Origin of the sequence: Novosphingobium resinovorum, assembly GCF_036352595.1 — a bacterium.
Lineage (GTDB): Bacteria > Pseudomonadota > Alphaproteobacteria > Sphingomonadales > Sphingomonadaceae > Novosphingobium > Novosphingobium resinovorum_B.
Window position 1 is genome coordinate 1 of record NZ_JAZFAX010000018.1, and the last position, 19,191, is coordinate 19,191.

Genomic DNA, 19,191 nt, shown 5'->3' on the forward strand with positions numbered 1-19,191 from the left:
GCTCCAGCCAGGTATCCTGGTGCTGCTTGTTGAAGATGTAGTTCAGCGCCGCCGGATCGGTGATCTCCCCCAGCGGGTTGATGGCGACGCAGCTCTTGCCGCTCAGGCTCTCGTACAGCGCCGCCTGCGCGACCGTGGTGGCGTTCAGGTTCGGGTTGCCGGTGGTCCCGTTGCAACCGTAGACCGCCTTGTAGAGCGCCGAGGTCACGAGGCCGGTGGTGTTGAGGCTCTGGTGGAAGCGGCCGTGCGTCCAGGCGACCTCGTAGTCGAGCCAGTCGGTGACCTTGCCCTTGGCGCCCAGCACGAAGCGGCGCACTTCGTTGGTCTGCGAACCCTGGCTGCCGCCCGTCTCGTCGAGGATGCGCCCGACCGTCACGTTGGTCCCCGAATAGAGCGGCTGCAGTTCGGTCGGCAGGCTGGAGACCGGCACGATCAGGCTGGTCGTGAAGTAGGCCGCCTTGGAATAGGGCTGGTGGGTGCGGCCGTAATTGCCCTCGGCATAGAGAGTGAGGCCGTCAGACACCTCGTATTCGCCGCGCAGGTAAGCGACCTGCCGGTCGTTCGCGACCGAGAGCGGGAAGGCGCTGTAGGGCGTGTAGCCCCGGTTAGCGGTGCTTCCGGTCATCACCGCCGCGATGCCGGAGCCATAGACGGTCCCTTGCGCGAAGCTGCTCGCGCTCCCACTGGCATCGAAGTTGTAGAGCTGCCCGTCGCTGGCGCGGGTGGTAATGAGGCCATAGGGCGTGACGTTGGCGTATTCGACCCCGGAGGCGAAGACCTGCGCCGGGTTGGTGCCCCCACGCTGCGCGGCCGAGAGCGCGAGCAGGCCCGGTTCGTTCGACGTGTAGCCACGCGAGTAAATGTTGCCCACACCGCTCGACTTCGCGGCATCCACGCCGAACACGATATGCCCGCGCCCGTCGCCGAACGCGAAGCCGCCCGCCAGGCTGCCCGCATACGTGGCGCCGTCGCCCTCTTCGGTGATGCCGGTCTGGATCGAGCCGGTCAGCTCGGTCATCTTGTTGCGCAGCACGAAGTTGGCGACACCGGCCACCGCGTCCGAGCCATAGGCAGCCGAGGCGCCGCCGGTGACGACGTCCACCCGCTCGACCAGTCCCACCGGGATCATGTTGGAATCGAAGGTGGCGTTGATGTTGGTGCCGACCGTGCGCTTGCCATTGATGAGCACCAGCGTGCGCAGCGGATCGAGACCGCGCAAGTCGAGCAGCGACTGCACGCCGCCCTGCTGGTCCGCCACGCTGCCGCTGCCGGTCGCCGATCGGGTCACGCGGAAGGCGGGTAGCTGGTTGACGACGTCGGCGATCTGCACCGGCGCGCGCTGGGCGATATCGTCGGCGGTCAGCGTCTGCACCGGCGTCGGCGCCGAGAAGTTGGAATTGGACAGGCGCGAGCCGGTGACGATGATGTCCTTGATCGGCGCTTCATCGGCCTGCTGCGCCGGTGCGGCCTCCTCGACCGGGACGGACTGCGCCAAGGCCATCGTCGGCGCGAACGCCATTGCGGCCACCCCCGACATCAACCGCCACGCCAGCCGCTCACGCGAAACGCCAACCAAGGACGCCATCATATCGTCTCCCATCGTCTTCTTGTCTGTTATTCAGGCTATGCAGACGATGTTTGCCCGCTCGCGGCGGCGGGCGGTACTGTTTCCCGCGCCATACCAGCTAAACGCCCAGCGGACGGGATGCCGTATCGATCGAAATTGCAATTGCGACTTATTATCACTAATGCCTCCCGAGGTTCGCATTCTGGAGGCAGGCGATGCAGGTCAACATTCACTCCGCCGGTGTCGCACTTTCTCAGGTGGTCGTACCGGCCGTCGCCGGCGTGGAGTGGCGTTCGGAAGCGACGCCCGGGCTCAGCCTGGGTCTCCTGTCGCAGGGAGACCTCGACTTCCGGCTGCCCGCGGCCCGCTTCAGACGCTTCCGGGGGCCGCTCGGGTTTCTCCTTCGCACCGAGGAGCCGCTGCCGGTGGAACACATGGTCCATTCGAATGGCGACTTGTCCTGCACCCACCTGCATGTCCCGCTCGACACGATCACCGCGAGCCTAGGGACGGGCAAGGCCCTCGACGACTTTCGCATGATGCTGGAAGACCGTGCGAGACTCGACTGCCGGCTCTGGCGCGCAACACCTGGCGCACTGGCCCTTTCCCGTGAGCTTCAACTATGTCCCTATGCCGGGGCCGTTCGGCAGATCTATCTGCATGGCAAGGCCTTCGAGTTCCTCGCCTTCGCGCTCGACGCACTTCAGGAACATGCTCCGGCGCGCTCCGGCGGACTTACCGGCTCGGACGTCGAGCGCCTGCACGCCGCGCGCGACATCCTGCTGGAAGAGTTCGCCGATCCGCCAACACTGGGCGCACTGGCGACCCGCTGCGGCATGAGCGTGACCCGCCTCACCGCGGGATTCCGCCGCCTGTTCGGAAACAGCGTCACCGCCTTTCTGCAGGAACACCGGCTTCAGATCGCCTATGACGGCCTGACCGCCGGACGTATGAACGTATCGCAGGCTGCCTATGCCAGTGGCTATCAGCTCAGTTCGTTCTCTACGATCTTCCTGCGCCGGTTTGGCGTGCGGCCGAGCGCCCTGCGCAAGCGCCACCTCTGACCGCGCCGATCGCGCAAGCCTTCGGGCCGATCGCACAAACCTGCCGCATTGAGCCGTGCCGGCCCCCGGAGGATAGCGTTTGGCACCGAACCTGGAGCCCCAAGACATGTCGTCCCGTCACTTGCCCCCGATTTCGCCGATGACCCTCCACAGCACGGCAGCCCGCGCCGCAGTGGCCGTCACGCTGGCCCTTGCCCTTCCGTCCACCGCCGCCTGGGCCGAAGACGCGGAAGCGCCGGGCTCGGGCCCGATCATCGTGACCGGCAAGGTCGAGGACGTACTGCCGCAGCAACCGGCATCACGCACGCGCATCCAGGCCGACACCATCGAGCAGGCCCGCATCCAGACCGTCCAGGACGTCGCGGCCCTGCTGCCCAATACCCTGCTGGCAGACCAGGGCTCGCCGCGTTTCTCGATCAACACCATGCGCGGCATCGGCAACACCATCCGCAACGACTATTTCAACAGCACCATCGGGCTCTACGTCGATGGCGTGCCGTTGCCGAGCGCGGAGTTCAGCCGCCGCCTCGTGGATGTCGAGAGCATCGATGTCCAGCGCGGCCCTTCCGGAACCACACAGGGGCGCTTCAGCCTCGGCGGCACCATCAACGTGCGCACGAAGCAGCCGACCAACGATTTCGAAGGCGCGATCGAAGGTACCGTCGGCAACCAGGACCAGTTGGGACTGGGCGCCAGCCTGAGCGGCCCGATCGTCAAGGATGCGCTCTACGCCCGCGCCTATGCCGATTACTCGCAAGTCGACGGGTTCATCGACGATGCCGCCGGCAAGAATATCGACGGCCGCAAGAGCTTCAGCACCGGCGGATCGCTGCGCTTCGAGCGCGACCCGTCGCTGCGCGTGACGATTGCCGGGGACTACCAGCGCGATCACGTCGGTGCCTATGCCTTCCTGCCTTACGACGACTACCGCACGCGCGACCTCGCGATCGATGCGCCGAACGACGAACTGCGCCATTCGGGCGGCCTCAGCGGAACGATCGACTACGACATGGGCGGCGCGCGGCTCACTTCCGTCACGGCATGGCGCAAGTACTCGGTCCGCGCCCGGCAGGATCTCGCCTATAGCCCGGACGTGGTGACTTACGGCGGCGGGCACACCGACAGCGACGAGGACGGCTGGCAGGTGAGCCAGGAACTGCGCCTGTCCTCGTCGCAGGACGCCGGGCGGCTGCTGAAGTGGACGATCGGCGCCTATTACCAGTACGACCGGGTCGTCTACGACTACCTGTTCGACATGCCGGCGTTCGGCGCGGCGAGCAACTACGTCTCGCGCTACGATCGCGAGGAGATCGCCGGTTTCGGCGAGATCACCCTGGCGTTGCCGCAAGGCCTCGACCTGACCGCCGGGCTGCGCGTGGCGCACGACACCGACAAGCTCGATGCCAACACCCCGTTCAAGGGCAGCACCGACGCGACGATGCTCACCCCGCGCTTCCAGGCCAGCTGGCACATCGACGCGGAGCGGATGATCTACGCCTCGGCGACGCGCGGGGCGCGCAGTGGCGGCTTCTCGCGCCTCGCCAGCAGTCCGGGAGCGTTCGACCCGGAGTATCTGTGGCAGTACGAAGCAGGCCTGCGCAGCACCTGGCTAGACCGCAAACTGGCCCTGAACGCCACCCTGTTCCGCATCGACTGGACCGACCAGCAGATCACCCAGATCGTCTCCACCGGCGAAAGCCGGACCACCAATGCGGGCAAGTCGCGTAGCCAGGGCGTGGAATTCGAGGCGGTCGCATTCCCCATCCCCGGGCTGGAACTGTCCGGGCGGCTGGGCTTCATCAAAGCCGAGTACGACCGCTACATCGACGCCAGCGGCGTCGACCTTTCCGGCAACCGCATGGTCAACACGCCCTCGATGACGGCCGGGGCCAGCCTCCAGTACCGCACGCCGATCGGCGGCGAGGCGGTGCTGGTGACGCGCTGGGACTACGAGCGGGTCGGCTCGCACTATTTCGACGCAGGGAACAGCCTGCACCAGTCGGCCTACGATCTCGTCAATGCCCGCGTGGGCGTCGAACTGGGCCGGGTGTCGGCCTCGCTGTTCGCGCGCAATCTCTTCGACAAGAAGTACCGCGCTTATGGATTCACCGATAGCTTCGGCTACGATGTCGCCATCGTCGGCCAGCGGCGCCTGGTGGGTGCGACGGTAAAGGTCGCGTTTCAGTGAGCGGGCCAATAGCGGGGCGACCGCGGCTGCTGGCGGGCCTCGGCCTGCTGTACCTGACCCAGGGCCTGCCGATGGGACTGGCCTTCGAGGCCCTCCCGGCGCTCATGAGGCAGGGCGGCCACACACCCGCGACGATCGGTTTCGTCGGGCTGGCGATCCTGCCATGGGCGCTGCGCTTCCTGTGGTCCCCATGGATCGACCGACGAACTTCCGGGCGCGGTCGCGTCTGGCTGGCGGCGATGCAATTCGTCACCGCAGGCCTCTACGCGGCCGTGGCGGCGGCGGGGCATGGAGCCGCCGCCGGTTTCCTCGCCCTGTGCCTGGTCTGCCTCGCCAGCCTGGTTTCGGCCACTCAGAACACAGTGACCGACGCCTATGTCGTACGCGCCCTGCCCCGCGATCTGCTGGGCTGGGTCAACGGGCTGCAGGTCGGCGGCTTTTCTCTCGGCATGCTGCTGGGCGGGGGGCTGGTGCTCGTGACTTACGGCAGCGCGGGTTGGCTCGCGGCCTGGTTGCTGCCCGCAGCCGTGGCCCTCGCCGCCATACCCTTGCTTCCGCGCCAGGGCGAAGCACAGCGCGATGAGCGCGAACGGCAGCGGGGCATCGGCCTCGTCGCCTTCCTCAAGCGCCCCGGCGCCGCGGTCATGCTGTCGCTGGCAGCGACGTTCTACTTCGGCCGGGCATTCGTGGGGGACATGATGAGCGTCGTGCTGGTCGATGCCGGGATGGACATCGCGACCATCGGATCGCTGCGCATCGCTTCCACCGGGGCGATGGCGGCGGGAGCGCTCGTGCTGGCCGGGCCGCTGTTCGCCCGCGTGGAAGTGCGGCGCGCCGCGCCCGTCGCCGGGCTGGGCTGGGCCGCGACGCTGCTCGCCTGGGCCTTGCTGCAGGCCGGGACGATAGCGCCTTCGGCGGCCTTCGTGCTGTCGGTGCTCGACGGACTGCTGGGCGGTATCACTTACGCGGGGTTCCTCACCGTGTTCATGGGATGGGCTTCGCGCAGGCAGGCCGGGACGGACGTGACGACGTTGATGTGTACCGAGAGCCTCAGCAACATCGGTGCGACCATGCTGGGCGGTATCTTCGCCGGGATCGTTGAATTTTCAGTAACTTACCAGATATCGGCGATGCTGATGGGCGGCGCCATGTGCTGGGCCACGTTCGCCTTGCACCGGCAGCGCAGGGTGGAGGCGAGCCATGCCGAGGCGTGAGCGGGTGGAGGGGCTGATCGCCCTGGTGGAGGCCGGCAGGCTGATCGAGGGCCTGGAGAATTTCTATCACGAGGACTGCGTGATGCAGGAAAATTGCGACCCGCCGCGCGTCGGCCTGCACACCAGCCTGGAGCGGCAGCGCCGCAACATCGAGCTGGGGGCCGCGATCGAGGAAATCCGCGCCGCTCAGGTACTTATCGACGGCGAGCAGGTCGCGATCGAATGGCATGCGCAGTGGTCCCTGCCCGACGGCAGCAGCTACCGGGTGGAGGAAGTGGCCCTGCAGCGGTGGCGCGGCGAACATATCGCGGCCGAGCGGTTCTTCTACGATCCCAGGCCACTGGGCCATCTTGCCGAGGTCCATTGAGGCTGCACCGCGTGCACTCAACGGCACCTAACAGCACCACAACACCCCCTCAACCCGTCCGCAAGTCGCCATCGCGCGCCGCTGCGGTCAGCCGACGGCGAGGCGGACGGGCTTCTCCATCTCCAGCCGGTTGCGCCCCTTGGCCTTGGCCACGAACAGCGCCATCTCGGCGCGCTCGATCGTCGAATCGAGGCTGGTGTCGATCCGCGCCACGCTGGCGCTGGCGGTCATCGCGAAGCTGCCGTCGCCCACCGTCTGCTTCAGTTCGGCGAGCGTCGTCACCACCCGGCGGCAGATGCCCTCCGCCTCGGCCGGGGTGACGCGCGGCAGGATCACCGCGAAGCGCTCCGAGCCGATGCGCGAGATGATGTCCTCGGTCCGCAGCATCTCGCGCAGCAGGTCGGCGAAGACCGTCAGCACCTCGTCCCCGGTGCCCTGGCCGTACTGCATGTTGATGGTGCGGAAGAAGTCGATGCTGAACAGCGCCAGGCAACCGTCCATCGTCGCCTGCAGCATGTGCTCCAGCATCGAGATGAACGCGGTGCGGTTGGTCAGCCCGGTCAGCGGATCGGTATAGGTGGCGGTGAACAGCCGCTCGTTCAGCGAGCGCAGTTCGTCGACGTTGCGCATCACGCCCAGCACCCCGTAAGGCGCGCCGTCATGCCGCATCAGCGCGCGCAGGCGGATCTCGAACCAGCGCTTGCGCTCGTCGCGGGTGAGCGCGGGGAACTCGATCCAGTCGATATCCTCGCCGGCCATGGCGCGGGCGTGGGCACGGGAGATCTGCTGCTTGGCCTCCGGAGCCACGAGGTCGAGCAAGTGCGGCCCGCAGATCCCCCCAGCAAGCCCGGACTCCTTGCCGGCGGCATCCCGGTGCCCGAGATCGGCGATGCCCGGCGTCGCATGGACTATGAAACCCTTGGGATCGGTCTTCAGGATCACGTCCGTCGTGCTCTCGGCCAGCATCCCGTAGAGGACCGAGCTTTCCTGGAATGTGAAGTTCATGCCCATGCCGACTGCGTCCCGGTACTGCTTCGACCCACCCTTCGGCGCCCCGGAAGGACACCGCGAATCTGGCCTGCAATCCTTTGAGTAAAACACTCCGACCGTAAAATTAATATCGTTAACCATAGATATTTTGTTAACTACAAATTCTTGTTATTTCGGTTAACTAACTCAACAAACTTGGAGCAATTGATTTATATTCGTTTACCACTTAAATTGTCATCATAGAACAGGAAACGCATGGCCGCACACTTCGGTTGCAGTCATTCCTATATTAACGATGACTTGATGGCGCCCCGCGTTACAGCTCGATCATGATCCGCACTTTGTCGGGCGTGGTCTCCACGGCCGCCGCGATCTGTTCGCGGCATCGCCCGATCAGCTCGGTAAGCCCGGGCACCGTGCGGCTCGGCCGCAGTTCGGCGACTTCCACGCCGAGCGCCTCGGCGATGGCGTCGATGCGTTCCTCGATGGGGCGCGCGCGGCCCTGCTCCCAGGCCCAGACCGTCGGCTTGCTGACCCCGAGCCGGCTGGCGAGTTCGCCCTGCGTGAGCCCGCGCAGCTTGCGCAGCCGGTGCAGCCGCTCGCCCAGGCTCTCGCCGCCGATCGCCCCCGGTCCGGCCGGCGAAGGCGCGGCGGAAATCCCCAGTTCGGTCTGCACCGCGCTGCGCAACTGTGCGGCGCGCAGCGTCGCGCTGGGAATCGGTGTCTCGAAGGCGCAGCCGTAGAGCTTGTCGCTCGCCCACACGACCCGCGCCCGCGACTGCGGCGCCTCGGGCAGGTCGAGGTCGAGCGTCTCGCCGATTTCCAGCTCCACCCGGCTTTCGAGCAGGACGCCGGTCGCGGAGAAATTGTGGAGCGTGACCTGGGTTTCGACGCCCGATTCCAGTGCCCCATGCGTCTCCAGCAGCAATCGGCGACGCTCCGCGCGGGGGCGCCCTGCGGCATCGGTCGCTTCAAAATGGGCCGCAATGGGCATCGCACCACCTCCGTTGGTGAAGCAAACGTCCACTGGTTAGGTTAAGATTCGGTTAGGAGCCGGACTAATGAAGCTCCGGGCGGGCACGTAACTTTCTGCGAACCCGCCTGCCGGCACGCCCGTCTGGCCACCTGGCCGCCTACCAGCGTGTCACCGGAACGCTCGAACCGAGCCGCGTAAAGATCGCCTTACCCCCCGCAAAGCCATTCTGGCTGGCATCGCCGGCCGCCAGAGCCCATCTGCGCCGAACCATGGCACAGAATCGCGCATCCCATCCCCGTCGCACGGGAACGGTCCATCTCGTCGGCGCCGGCCCCGGCGATCCCGACCTGCTGACCCTGCGCGCCGCGCGCCTGCTGATGAGCGCATCGCTGGTGGTCCACGACGGTCTCGTCGATCCCGCGGTCCTGGCGATGGCCCGGCCTACCGCGAAGCTGGTCTCGGTCGCCAAGGCCCGCTCGCGTCACACCATGAAGCAGGAGGACATCAACGCCCTGCTGGTGCGCGAGGCGCTGGCCGGCAACGATGTCGTGCGCCTCAAGGGCGGCGATCCCTTCGTGTTCGGGCGCGGCGGCGAAGAGGCCGAAGCCTGCCACGCGGCGGGCGTCCCGGTCGAGGTCGTGCCCGGCATCTCCTCGGCGCTGGGCGCTTCGGCCGCTGCGCAGATCCCGCTCACTCACCGCGACCATGCCTCGATCGTCAGCTTCGTGGCGGGCCAGTGCAAGGGCCTGTCCGAGCAGGACTGGTCCGGCCTTGCCGGCAAGGGCCGCACGCTGGTGATCTTCATGGGCATCGCCACCGCCGCGCAGATTTCCGAAAAGCTCATCGCCGACGGCCTCGCCCCCGACGTGCCCGTGGCAATTATCGAGAAGGCCACCCGCGCCGACATGCGGGTTCTGCGCGCGCCGCTGGCCGGTCTTGCGCATCTTGTCGAAAGTCAGAAGGTGCAAAGCCCCGCGCTTATCGTTATCGGCTCGGTCGCCGCCAACCATGACTCGGCGGACAACACCATTCGCGCCCTGGCGCTGGAGGCAATGCAGTGAAAATCCTGACGGGCAACGACCTGAAGAGCGGGGCCGTGGTCTGGTGGACCGGCCATGGCTGGTCGCTCGACGTGAACGACAGCGCCGATGTCGGCGACAACGGGGCTGCGATCATCGCACGGGAAGAGGGCGTGCAGAACGTTTTCGCAGCCTATGTCGTCGATGGCGAGAAGACCGATGAAGGCGTGCGCCCCGCGCACATCAAGGAGCGCATTCGCGCCTTCGGGCCGACCGTACGCCTCGACCTGACGCTGAAGCCGTCCGACCCCGCCGCTCTGAACTGGGTGATCTGATGTACAAGTACGACGAATACGACCAGCAGATGGTCGATGTGCGGGTCGAGGAATTCCGCGACCAGGTGCGCCGCCGCGTCTCTGGGGAACTGACCGAGGACCAGTTCAAGCCGCTGCGCCTGCAGAACGGTCTGTACCTCCAGCTCCACGCCTACATGCTGCGCGTGGCGGTGCCATACGGTACGCTGAGCGGCGCTCAGATGCACCTTCTGGGTGACATCGCGGACAAGTACGACCGCGGCTACGGCCATTTCACCACCCGCCAGAACATCCAGTACAACTGGATCAAGCTGGAAGAGACGCCCGACATCCTCGCCGAACTGGCGAAGGTGGAGATGCACGCGATCCAGACCAGCGGCAACTGCATCCGCAACATCAGCTCGGACCAGTTCGCCGGTGCCGCCGCCGACGAGATCATCGATCCGCGTCCTTATGCGGAACTGCTGCGCCAGTGGTCCAGCTTCCACCCGGAATTCCTGGTACTGCCGCGCAAGTTCAAGATCTGCGTGATCGCCTCCGAGACCGACCGCGCGGCGATGCGCCTGCACGACATCGGCATCAAGATGGTGCGTAACGACGCCGGAGAGATCGGCGCGCAGTTCTACGCCGGTGGCGGCATGGGCCGCACCCCGATGATCGCGCCGCTGATCCGCGAGTTCGTGCCGCTGGACCAGCTGATCACCTTCTCCGAAGCGTGCCTGCGCGTCTACAATCGCTACGGCCGCCGCGACAACAAGTACAAGGCGCGCATCAAGATCCTCGTCCATGAACTGGGCCGCGACGAATATGTCCGCCAGGTCGAGGAGGAGTTCGCGCACCTGCTCACCCAGCCGATCGAGCCGCCGCTCGCCGAACTGGAGCGGATCAAGGCACACTTCGTCGATCCCGCCTTCGAAACGGGCCTGTCCGACGATCTGGACCTCACCGATCCCGACTTCCGCCTCTGGGTGGAGCGTAACACCACCGCGCACAAGGTTCCGGGCTACGTCATCGCGACGATCAGCCTCAAGCCTGTCGGCGGCATCCCCGGCGATGCCTCGGCCGACCAGATCCGCCTGATGGCGAAGCTGGGCACCGAATACTCGTTCGACGAGCTGCGCGTCACGCATGCCCAGAACATCGTCCTGCCGCACGTCAGGAAGGCCGACCTCTACACCGTCTGGCAGGCGCTCGACGAAGCGGGCCTCGCCACTGCCAACCTCGACACCGTGGGCGACATTATCGCCTGCCCCGGCCTCGACTACTGCAGCCTTGCCAACGCCCGCTCGATCCCGGTCGCGCAGAAGATCTCCGAGCGCTTCGGTTCGGCGCAGAAGCAGGCCGAGATCGGGGAGCTGAAGCTCAAGATCTCGGGCTGCATCAACGCCTGCGGCCACCACCACGCGGGCCACATCGGCATCCTCGGCGTCGACAAGAAGGGTCTGGAAAACTACCAGCTCCTGTTCGGCGGCAGCGAGGGCGCGGACACCTCGCTCGCCAAGATCATCGGCCCCGGCTTCACCGAGGACGGCGTGGTCGACGCGATCGAAAAGGCCACCGAAGTCTACCTCGCCAACAAGCAGGGCGAGGAGCGCTTCCTCGACACCTATCGCCGCATCGGCATGGACCCGTTCAAGGAGGCCATCTATGGTTGACGTCCAGTTCCGCTTCCGTGACGACGAGGCCGTCAATGACCCCGCCGTCACCGTGGATGCGTTCTCCGAACAGTCGAACGCCACCGCCGTGCGCATCGAGCCGGGCGAGGACGCCCGCGCGCTGCTGCCCTACCTCGACCGGATCGCGCTGGTGGAAGTCAACTTCCCGGCGTGGACCGACGGGCGCGGCTACTCCGCCGCCCGCATCCTGCGTGAAGCCGGTTATGCCGGCGAACTGCGCGGCGTGGGCGATCTTGTGATCGACATGCTGCACCACATGCGCCGCTGCGGCTTCGATGCCTTCGCGCCCGACAAGGCGCTCAATACCACCGATGCGAAGAACACCTTCGAGCGGTGGGACAACGTATACCAGGCCACCGCGATCGACGGCAGGCAGGCCATCTGGGCCAAGCGCCACCCGGCGTAAGCCCCGAAGGGCCAGAAGGGATATCCCTATGTTCCGTACCGAAGCTGAAAACGAAGACCGTATCAGGGACCGCATCGACACTTCCGCCCGGTTCACCGAGGCGGACGCGGTGCGTCTCAACCGCCTGTTTCGCGGCACCGACACGAGCGAGATGCTCGAGACGCTGCTGAAGGAGCGAATGGCGGGCGATGTGGGAATCGTTTCCAGCTTCGGCGCGGAAAGCGCGGTACTGCTCCACCTCGTCGCGAGCGTGGACCCTAGCGTGCCGGTACTGTTCCTGGAAACGGGCAAGCACTTCCCCGAGACGCTGGCCTATCGCGACACCCTGATCGCGCGCCTCGGCCTGACCAACCTGATCAACCTGACGCCCGACGAAGCCGAGATCGCCAAGAAGGACGAGAACGGGTTGCGCTGGTCGTGGGATCCCGACGGCTGCTGCGAGATCCGCAAGGTCAAGCCGCTGGCCAAGGCGCTGGCGCACTACGATGCGTCTTTCACCGGCCGCAAGTCGTTCCAGAACGCGACCCGCTCGCACCTGCCGCGCTTCGAGATCGACACGACGGACGCGCAGGGCCGCCTGAAGATCAACCCGCTGATCGACTGGTCGGCCGAGCGTCTGGCCGCCTACATCGCGGAGCACGAACTGCCCGCGCACCCGCTGGTGGCTGAAGGCTATCCCTCGATCGGCTGCATGCCCTGCACCAGCAAGGTCGCGCCGGGCGAAGACCCGCGCTCTGGCCGCTGGAAGGGCTGGGACAAGACCGAATGCGGCATCCACGTCCCCGGCAGCGAGGACAAGGGCGGCCCCGCGAGCGAACTGCCCCCGGGCTTCGATCCGGTGTTCTGATCCGCGCGCGGTCCCGGACCTGTTCCGGGACTACGCCCGGGCTCACGCCGGATGCGGCATCTTCCTGGGCACGTAGCCCAGCCGCGACATCTCGTGCGGGAGGAAGCCGTGGTCGGTCACCCACAGCGAATCGCGCCTGAGGTCCGGGTCCGACAGCCCCGGAATATAGAGCTGCTTCAACCCGAGCTGCGCCGCAGCCTGCCCATCGAGGTAATCCGTACCCTTGCCCCCCGTCGCCGGCGCCCCCGGCCCTTCGTAGGCCAGCAGCGGACGGATCACCCGGCCCTGGACCACCGTGGTCATCGCCCCCCAGTCGAGCGGCACGCAGCACAGCTGGCGCATCGCCATCGGCACCGAGATCGCGTTGGCATCGGCGTATTTCTCGACGATCCGGTATTGCTCGAACTCCAGCCACCACTCGCCCGCCGCCACCTGATCGACGAACACCGACGAGCCGAAGCGCACCAGCACCGTGCCGAGCCCCAGCTGACGCAGTTGCGGATCGACGATGCCGCCATTGGTAATCATCGCCATCTCGTAGCCCTGGTCGGAGACCACGACATCGGTATAGCGCCGTTCCGGATTGATGCTGGACTTGTATCCGGTCGCCCGGACGCGCGTTTCAGGACGATTGAACCAGTGCTCGTTCGCGAACGACATAGACGTCTTCTCCCATGATCCCGTTGGCCGTCGGCGCAGATCATATTGCTGATCTTGCGTATATTTCCGCGAAGGAAAAATGACGAAGACAGTCATTCGCGCTTCCAGCGATTCTCGGATGGGCGCGTTGGGTGCAAAAATTTCACCACTGCATTGCAGCATTTGCACCATCGGACGGGTGGCTAATTTCCGCCGACATTTCTATTTTGCAATGCAACATGACCCAAGCCCCCATTCCGACTTCCGTGGTGCAGACCCGCGTCACGCATCCTGCGCTCGTCACGCTCGCGCTCGCCATGGGCGCCTTCGCCATCGGCACCACCGAGTTCGCGGCGATGAGCCTCGTCCCGTTCTTCGCCCGCGACCTGGGCCTGACCGAGCCCGAGGCGGGCCATGCGATCAGCGCCTATGCGCTGGGCGTGGTGGTCGGCGCGCCGGTGATCGCGGTGCTCGCCGCCAAGATCGAGCGCCGCCGCCTGCTGATCGGGCTGATGGCGCTGTTCGCCATCGGCAACGGCATCTCGGCGATGGCCGCGAGCTACCCCCTGCTACTGCTGTGCCGGTTCGTGAGCGGACTGCCGCACGGCGCCTATTTCGGCATCGCCGCGCTCGTCGCCGCCTCGATGGTGCCCGCCAACAAGCGCGCGCAGTCGGTGGCGATGGTCATGTCGGGGCTGACCGTGGCGACGATCATCGGCGTGCCGGTCGCCAACTGGCTGGGCCAGGCGCTCGGCTGGCGCAGCGGCTTCGCGGTCGTCTCCGGCCTGGCGATCATCACGATGGTGCTGGTCGCGCTCTACGCGCCGCATCAGCCTGCCGACGAGAGCGCCAGCCCCTTGCGCGAACTGGGCGCACTGCGCCGCCCGCAGGTGCTGCTGACGCTGCTGACCGGCGCGATCGGCTTCGGCGGGCTCTTTTGCGTCTATACTTACGTCGCCTCGACGATGATCGAGGTCACACACGTCTCCGAGAAATGGGTGCCCGCGGTGCTGGCGGTGTTCGGTGTCGGCATGACCGTGGGCAACCTGTTCTGGGCCTGGGTCGCCGACCGCGCGCAGACCCGCGCCGCGATCGCCGCGCTGCTGTTCAGCGCCGCCTCGCTGGCGCTGTTCTCGCTGATGGCGGGCAATGTCTGGACGCTGTCCCTGGTGGTGCTGCTGATCGGCTTCAGCGGCGGCCTCGGCACCATCCTGCAGACGCGGCTGATGGACGTGGCGGGCGATGCGCAGGCCCTGGCGGCCGCCGCGCATCACAGCGCCTTCAACACCGCCAATGCGATCGGCCCGTGGCTGGGCGGCATGGCGATCGCGGCAGGCTGGGGGCTGACCTCGACCGGCTGGATCGGCGCCACGCTGGCGCTGGGCGGCCTTGCGGTGTTCCTGATAACGGTATCGCTCCACAAGCGCGATACGCTGCAGGCGTGCCCCGCCTGAACGCTCGGGCTGGGGGTCAGGCGTCCAGCCGGCGCTCCAGGTGCATGTGGACGGCATCGGCCGTGGTATCGAGTTCGGACACGAAGTAGTCCGCCACGGCGCTGCCTTCCTCGAACAGCGGGGTGCCCTGCCCCAGCGTGCGCGAGACGACGCGCAGCCATATCTCGGGCGCCTCGCCGGAGCGCAGCGCGGCCTTGACCGCGCCCGCCTCGCCCACCACCAGCACGGCCTTGTCACCGGCCGCGAGCCGGGCGGCGGCGAAGGCTTCCCCATATGTCGTCAGGAAGTGGAACTGGCCGCGCGGCGGCACGCCAAGCGGCGCATCGGCAACCACGAAGACCGGCGCCTCGGCCGGATAGGCCTGCGCGATCCAGCCGGCGTCGTCGGACAATTCCAGCGCCCGCCGGCTCATCACCACGGCCCCGCAGGCATGTTCCACGCGGCCCGAGAGGCCGGCCGAACCGCCCGAACCACGAAGCTCGGCGGCGGAAAGCACGCTGCGTCCGCGCGCATCGGCCCAGAAGCCATCGAGGCTGGCGGCCGCATCGACGATCAATCTGCCCATTTTTCCTACTCCCGCCTCCATTCTAATCGAATGCGGTGTGGCCGCAACGAACCAAAGCTTGCACTTTGGGTCGGGTTTCACGGATTCGGGCGGATTGTTGCCCGGATGCGACAGCAGGAGCCGCGCCGTCCGAAAGCGGCGCGACTTTAGGTGAAATTCCAGAGCCTTGGGCCGCTGCCACGCGGCGCCTAGCCGATCATCATCAGGCTCGCGTTGCCGCCGGCCGCCGTCGTGTTCACCGAAACCGAGACTTCCTCCAGCAGCCAGGCGCAATTCGCCCCCGGAACGGCGCCGTCCCAGACATGCACCGGGACGATCGGACCGGGCAGCCCCGCCACCGAGTCGCAGGCTGCCAATACCGCATCCGCGCCGTGCTCGCCCGGCTCGACAAGACAGGCGGCGAAGGGCTCGGCGGGATCGGCGCGCAGGCTGGCGACGATCGCATCGGGCAGGCCGGCGGGCAGGTCCATGCCCTCCACGCTCGCACGGTTGCCGGTCGCCAGCACGGCGGCGATCTGCCCCAGCAGCCCGGCGCGCGTCGCCGGACGCAGCAGGACGTGGCCGCGCGGATGCAGGGCATAGACGTTGCGCTCACCCACCGGGCCGGGCATCAGCATCTCGGTGCCCAGCGCCGAGCACTGGCCCAGCGCGCGCGCTTCGGCGGCGGCCGCCGCTTCTCCCTGCGCGTCCAGCCATTGCGCGAAGACGGTCAGCGCCGCCGGCGCCTTGCCGCTCGCGTCCAGCACTTCGGGCGCACGGCGTACGAGGCGGCCAAGGTAGAGCGGCCCGCCCGCCTTGGGCCCGGTGCCGGAGAGCCCGCGCCCGCCGAAGGGCTGCACGCCGACGATGGCGCCGATGGTGTTGCGGTTGACATAGAGGTTGCCCGCCCTCACCGCGCCGGTCACTTGCGCCACCGTCTCGTCGAGCCGGGTGTGCAGGCCGAAAGTGAGGCCATAGCCGGTGGCGTTGATGCTCTCGACCAGCTTGCCGAGATCGGCCCGCCGGAAGCGCACGACATGCAGGACCGGTCCGAACACCTCGCGTTCGAGCTGGTCGATCCCGGCGATCTCGATGATCGTGGGGGCCACGAAGGTACCGTGCGCCGCGTCCTCTGCCACGCCCGGCTCCACGCGCTCGACGCGGCAGCCTTTGGCCCGCATCGCCTCGACGTGGCGCTCGATATGGCCTTGTGCCTCGGCGGTGATGACCGGGCCGATGTCGACGGCGAGGCGCTCGGGATTGCCGACCTTCAGTTCGGCCAGCGCGCCCTTGAGCATGGCCAGCGTCCGGTCGGCGACGTCTTCCTGCAGGCACAGGACGCGCAGCGCCGAACAGCGCTGGCCGGCGCTGTCGAAGGCGGAGGCGATGACGTCGGCCACCACCTGTTCGGCCAGCGCCGAGCTGTCGACGATCATCGCGTTCTGGCCGCCGGTCTCGGCGATCAGCGGGATCGGCCGGCCCTCGGGCGAAAGGCGGCTCGAAAGCTGGCGCTGGATCATTCGTGCGACTTCGGTGGAGCCGGTGAACATCACCGCCGCCACTTGCGGCGCGGCGACCAGCGCGGCGCCCAGCTCTCCCGCCCCCGGCATGAACTGCAACGCGTCGGCGGGAATGCCCGCCGCATGAAGGATGCGCACCGCTTCGGCGGCGATCAGCGGGGTTTCCTCGGCCGGCTTGGCGAGCACCGGGTTGCCCGCGACCAGCGCAGCGGCCACCTGCCCGGCGAAGATCGCCAGCGGGAAGTTCCAGGGGCTGATGCAGACCACCGGGCCGAGCGGCACCTGCCCGGGCCCGAACGTGTCCCGCGCCTGTTGCGCATAATACCGCAGGAAGTCGATCGCCTCGCGCACTTCGGCGATGGCGTTGGCGGCCGATTTCCCGGCCTCGCGCATGGCAAGGCCCATCAGCGCGCCGATGCCGTCCTGCATCAGGTCGGCGGCGCGTTCCAGCATCGCCGCGCGCTGCGCCACCGGCACCGCGCCCCAGTCCGAAGCGGCGGCGCGGGCGACCGCGGCGGCGGCGTCTTCGGGCGCGGCCTCGATCACGGTGCCGACGACGTCGCGGTGATCGGCGGGGTTGCGCACCGGCAGGCCGGGGCCCTCGACCCGTTCGGGCATCGCGCGCCAGTCCACCGAGGCGGAATCCTGCAGCGCCTGCGCCAGATCGGCCAGCGCGATCTCGTCGGTCAGGTCGATCCCGTCCGAGTTGCGACGGTCGGGGTAGAGCCCGGACGGCAGCGCGATCAGATCGTGCCGCGCGCCCGGACGCTGCCCGGAATCAGCCATGGCGCGGACCATCTCGACGGGGTCCGCTACCATGGTGTCCACCGAAATCGCGGGGTCGGCGATCCGGTTGACGAAAGAGGAATTGGCGCCGTTCTCCAGCAGGCGGCGCACGAGGTAGGCCAGCAGCGTCTCGTGCGTGCCGACCGGCGCATAGATGCGGCACGGGCGGTCGAGCTTGTCCTTGCCGACGACCTGCGAATAGAGCGGCTCGCCCATGCCATGCAGGCACTGGAACTCGTACTGGCCGACCGCGAAGTCCTTGCCCAGGATCCTCGGGGCAAGCTCGTAGATCGTCGCCAGCGACTGCGCGTTGTGCGTCGCGAACTGCGGGAACACCGCGTCCGGCGCGGACAGCAGCTTGCGGGCGCAGGCGACGTAGGAAACGTCGGTGTGGACCTTGCGGGTATAGACCGGGAAATCGGCGAGGCCGTCCACTTGCGCGCGCTTGATCTCGGCGTCCCAGTAGGCGCCCTTGACCAGCCGCACCATGATCCGCCGCCCGGCGCGGCGTGCCAGATCGACGATCCAGTCGATCACGAAGGGGCAGCGCTTGCCATAAGCCTGGATCACGAAGCCCAGCCCGTCCCAGCCCGCCAGATCGGGATCGAGCGCCAGGCCCTCCAGCAGATCGAGCGAAAGTTCGAGGCGGTCGGCTTCCTCGGCATCGATGTTGAAGCCGATGTCGTAGCCCTTCGCCATCAGCGCGAGGGCCTTCACCGCGGGCAGCAGCTCGCCCATCACACGGTCCGCCTGCGCGCGGGCATAGCGCGGATGCAGCGCGGAAAGCTTGATCGAGATGCCCGGGCCCTCATAGATGCCCTTGGCCGCCGACGCCTTGCCGATGGCGTGGATCGCGTTCTCGTAGTCGGCGTAGTAGCGGCGCGCATCGGCGGCGGTGGTCGCCGCCTCGCCCAGCATGTCGTAGCTGTAGCGGAAGCCCTTCGCCTCCAGCTCCTTCGCACGCTTGACTGCCTCGCCGATGGTCTCGCCGGTGACGAACTGCTCGCCCATCATGCGCATCGCAAGGTCCACGCCGCGCCGGATCACCGGCTCGCCCGCGCGCGCCACCAGGCGGGTCAGCGCCGCGCCGAGGCCCTTGTCGTCCACCGAGCCGACCAGCTTGCCGGTCACCACCAGCCCCCAGGTCGCGGCATTGACGAACAGCGACTTGCCACCGCCGAGGTGCGCGTTCCAGTCGCCGTCCGCGATCTTGTCGCGGATCAGGGCGTCGCGGGTGGCGTTGTCGGGGATGCGCAGCAGCGCTTCGGCAAGGCACATCAGCGCCACGCCTTCCTGGCTGGACAATGCGTATTCCTGCACCAGCCCCTCAACGCCAGTGCCCTTGTGATTGGCCCGCAGCGTGGTGACGAGCGCACTCGCGGTCTGCCGTACCCGCGCCTTGAGATCCGCATCCAGCGTCGCCGCATCGAGCAGCGGGGCAAGGCACTCGGCCTCGTCGCGGCGGCGGGCATCGGCGATGGCGCGGCGCAGCGGGGTCATCGGGCTCACGGCGGGGGCGAACCGGGCGAAGGGCGAAAGGGCGGGCGTGGTCATGGGATGATGCTAACCGATTCTCGCTTGTCGATCCGACTTTTGAGAGGCACAGAATAATCCGGTTCG

At 67.4% G+C, this 19,191-nt stretch carries 16 protein-coding genes; 10 read left to right on the top strand and 6 right to left on the bottom strand.

Going from position 1 to position 19,191, the window contains the following annotated elements:
• Positions 1-1,585, bottom strand: a 1,585-nt coding sequence (locus V2S85_RS16525) for a TonB-dependent receptor plug domain-containing protein (protein WP_330703940.1), incomplete at its 3' end; no start/stop codon positions are given.
• A 197-nt stretch (positions 1,586-1,782) separates the two neighbouring features.
• On the opposite strand from V2S85_RS16525, the gene V2S85_RS16530 reads away from it, so the two are divergent.
• The 4 genes from V2S85_RS16530 (at position 1,783) to V2S85_RS16545 (ending at position 6,400) form a co-directional block, all read left to right on the top strand.
• Positions 1,783-2,631: an AraC family transcriptional regulator gene (locus tag V2S85_RS16530; RefSeq protein ID WP_330703941.1), complete on the top strand. Its 849-nt coding sequence runs from the start codon at positions 1,783-1,785 to the stop codon at positions 2,629-2,631.
• Positions 2,632-2,770: 139 nt separating this feature from the next.
• Positions 2,771-4,819 (top strand): TonB-dependent receptor, encoded by a 2,049-nt coding sequence (locus tag V2S85_RS16535; protein ID WP_330703942.1) that lies wholly within the window; start codon positions 2,771-2,773, stop codon positions 4,817-4,819.
• Positions 4,816-6,033 carry an MFS transporter gene (locus V2S85_RS16540; RefSeq protein ID WP_330703943.1) on the top strand — a complete coding sequence of 406 codons (1,218 nt, stop codon included), beginning with the start codon at positions 4,816-4,818 and terminating at the stop codon, positions 6,031-6,033. The genes V2S85_RS16535 and V2S85_RS16540 overlap by 4 nt, the downstream gene beginning before the upstream one ends.
• Complete coding sequence (locus tag V2S85_RS16545) at positions 6,020-6,400, top strand: nuclear transport factor 2 family protein (protein WP_330703944.1); 381 nt, start codon at positions 6,020-6,022, stop codon at positions 6,398-6,400. The genes V2S85_RS16540 and V2S85_RS16545 overlap by 14 nt, the downstream gene beginning before the upstream one ends.
• A gap of 87 nt (positions 6,401-6,487) precedes the next feature.
• Here V2S85_RS16545 and V2S85_RS16550 read toward each other — a convergent pair whose 3' ends face one another.
• A complete protein-coding gene (locus V2S85_RS16550; protein WP_330703945.1) occupies positions 6,488-7,405 on the bottom strand; it encodes a GGDEF domain-containing protein in 918 nt (305 codons plus the stop codon).
• Positions 7,406-7,706: 301 nt separating this feature from the next.
• On the bottom strand, positions 7,707-8,384 hold the full coding sequence (locus V2S85_RS16555; protein WP_330703946.1) for a helix-turn-helix domain-containing protein: 678 nt from the start codon (positions 8,382-8,384) through the stop codon (positions 7,707-7,709).
• Between the two features lie 251 nt (positions 8,385-8,635).
• On the opposite strand from V2S85_RS16555, the gene cobA reads away from it, so the two are divergent.
• Genes cobA through V2S85_RS16580 form a run of 5 tightly spaced genes read left to right on the top strand, consistent with a single transcriptional unit; the run spans position 8,636 to position 12,628 of the window.
• A complete protein-coding gene (gene cobA, locus V2S85_RS16560) occupies positions 8,636-9,427 on the top strand; it encodes a uroporphyrinogen-III C-methyltransferase (protein ID WP_330703947.1) in 792 nt (263 codons plus the stop codon).
• Positions 9,424-9,720 (top strand): DUF2849 domain-containing protein, encoded by a 297-nt coding sequence (locus tag V2S85_RS16565; protein WP_069707433.1) that lies wholly within the window; start codon positions 9,424-9,426, stop codon positions 9,718-9,720. Before cobA ends, V2S85_RS16565 begins: the two co-directional genes overlap by 4 nt.
• Positions 9,720-11,354: a nitrite/sulfite reductase gene (locus V2S85_RS16570; protein WP_330703948.1), complete on the top strand. Its 1,635-nt coding sequence runs from the start codon at positions 9,720-9,722 to the stop codon at positions 11,352-11,354. The genes V2S85_RS16565 and V2S85_RS16570 overlap by 1 nt, the downstream gene beginning before the upstream one ends.
• On the top strand, positions 11,347-11,781 hold the full coding sequence (locus V2S85_RS16575) for a DUF934 domain-containing protein (protein WP_330703949.1): 435 nt from the start codon (positions 11,347-11,349) through the stop codon (positions 11,779-11,781). The genes V2S85_RS16570 and V2S85_RS16575 overlap by 8 nt, the downstream gene beginning before the upstream one ends.
• A 28-nt stretch (positions 11,782-11,809) precedes the next feature.
• The gene (locus tag V2S85_RS16580) at positions 11,810-12,628 is read left to right on the top strand and encodes a phosphoadenylyl-sulfate reductase (protein ID WP_330703950.1); all 819 of its coding nucleotides are present in this window, start codon (positions 11,810-11,812) and stop codon (positions 12,626-12,628) included.
• 42 nt (positions 12,629-12,670) lie between these two features.
• Here the strand turns inward: V2S85_RS16580 and V2S85_RS16585 are convergent, their stop codons facing one another.
• Complete coding sequence (locus tag V2S85_RS16585) at positions 12,671-13,288, bottom strand: hypothetical protein (protein WP_330703951.1); 618 nt, start codon at positions 13,286-13,288, stop codon at positions 12,671-12,673.
• Positions 13,289-13,506: 218 nt separating this feature from the next.
• Between V2S85_RS16585 and V2S85_RS16590 the strand changes: the two genes are divergently transcribed.
• A complete protein-coding gene (locus tag V2S85_RS16590; RefSeq protein WP_330703952.1) occupies positions 13,507-14,721 on the top strand; it encodes an MFS transporter in 1,215 nt (404 codons plus the stop codon).
• A gap of 16 nt (positions 14,722-14,737) precedes the next feature.
• Here V2S85_RS16590 and V2S85_RS16595 read toward each other — a convergent pair whose 3' ends face one another.
• Both V2S85_RS16595 and putA read right to left on the bottom strand, forming a co-directional pair.
• Positions 14,738-15,286, bottom strand: a complete 549-nt coding sequence (locus tag V2S85_RS16595) for a riboflavin biosynthesis protein RibD (protein WP_330703953.1) — start codon at positions 15,284-15,286, stop codon at positions 14,738-14,740.
• A gap of 188 nt (positions 15,287-15,474) precedes the next feature.
• Complete coding sequence (putA, locus tag V2S85_RS16600; protein ID WP_330703954.1) at positions 15,475-19,125, bottom strand: trifunctional transcriptional regulator/proline dehydrogenase/L-glutamate gamma-semialdehyde dehydrogenase; 3,651 nt, start codon at positions 19,123-19,125, stop codon at positions 15,475-15,477.
• Positions 19,126-19,191 lie beyond the last annotated feature (66 nt).

What these genes read in the sequence shown, in the direction of transcription:
- putA (WP_330703954.1), bottom strand. Translation starts at nt 19,125, where the DNA reads ATGACCACGCCCGCCCTTTCGCCCTTCGCCCGGTTCGCCCCCGCCGTG.
- V2S85_RS16545 (WP_330703944.1), top strand. Translation starts at nt 6,020, where the DNA reads ATGCCGAGGCGTGAGCGGGTGGAGGGGCTGATCGCCCTGGTGGAGGCC.
- V2S85_RS16590 (WP_330703952.1), top strand. Translation starts at nt 13,507, where the DNA reads ATGACCCAAGCCCCCATTCCGACTTCCGTGGTGCAGACCCGCGTCACG.
- V2S85_RS16535 (WP_330703942.1), top strand. Translation starts at nt 2,771, where the DNA reads ATGACCCTCCACAGCACGGCAGCCCGCGCCGCAGTGGCCGTCACGCTG.
- cobA (WP_330703947.1), top strand. Translation starts at nt 8,636, where the DNA reads ATGGCACAGAATCGCGCATCCCATCCCCGTCGCACGGGAACGGTCCAT.
- V2S85_RS16550 (WP_330703945.1), bottom strand. Translation starts at nt 7,405, where the DNA reads ATGAACTTCACATTCCAGGAAAGCTCGGTCCTCTACGGGATGCTGGCC.
- V2S85_RS16595 (WP_330703953.1), bottom strand. Translation starts at nt 15,286, where the DNA reads ATGGGCAGATTGATCGTCGATGCGGCCGCCAGCCTCGATGGCTTCTGG.
- V2S85_RS16530 (WP_330703941.1), top strand. Translation starts at nt 1,783, where the DNA reads ATGCAGGTCAACATTCACTCCGCCGGTGTCGCACTTTCTCAGGTGGTC.
- V2S85_RS16570 (WP_330703948.1), top strand. Translation starts at nt 9,720, where the DNA reads ATGTACAAGTACGACGAATACGACCAGCAGATGGTCGATGTGCGGGTC.
- V2S85_RS16575 (WP_330703949.1), top strand. Translation starts at nt 11,347, where the DNA reads ATGGTTGACGTCCAGTTCCGCTTCCGTGACGACGAGGCCGTCAATGAC.
- V2S85_RS16585 (WP_330703951.1), bottom strand. Translation starts at nt 13,288, where the DNA reads ATGTCGTTCGCGAACGAGCACTGGTTCAATCGTCCTGAAACGCGCGTC.
- V2S85_RS16555 (WP_330703946.1), bottom strand. Translation starts at nt 8,384, where the DNA reads ATGCCCATTGCGGCCCATTTTGAAGCGACCGATGCCGCAGGGCGCCCC.
- V2S85_RS16580 (WP_330703950.1), top strand. Translation starts at nt 11,810, where the DNA reads ATGTTCCGTACCGAAGCTGAAAACGAAGACCGTATCAGGGACCGCATC.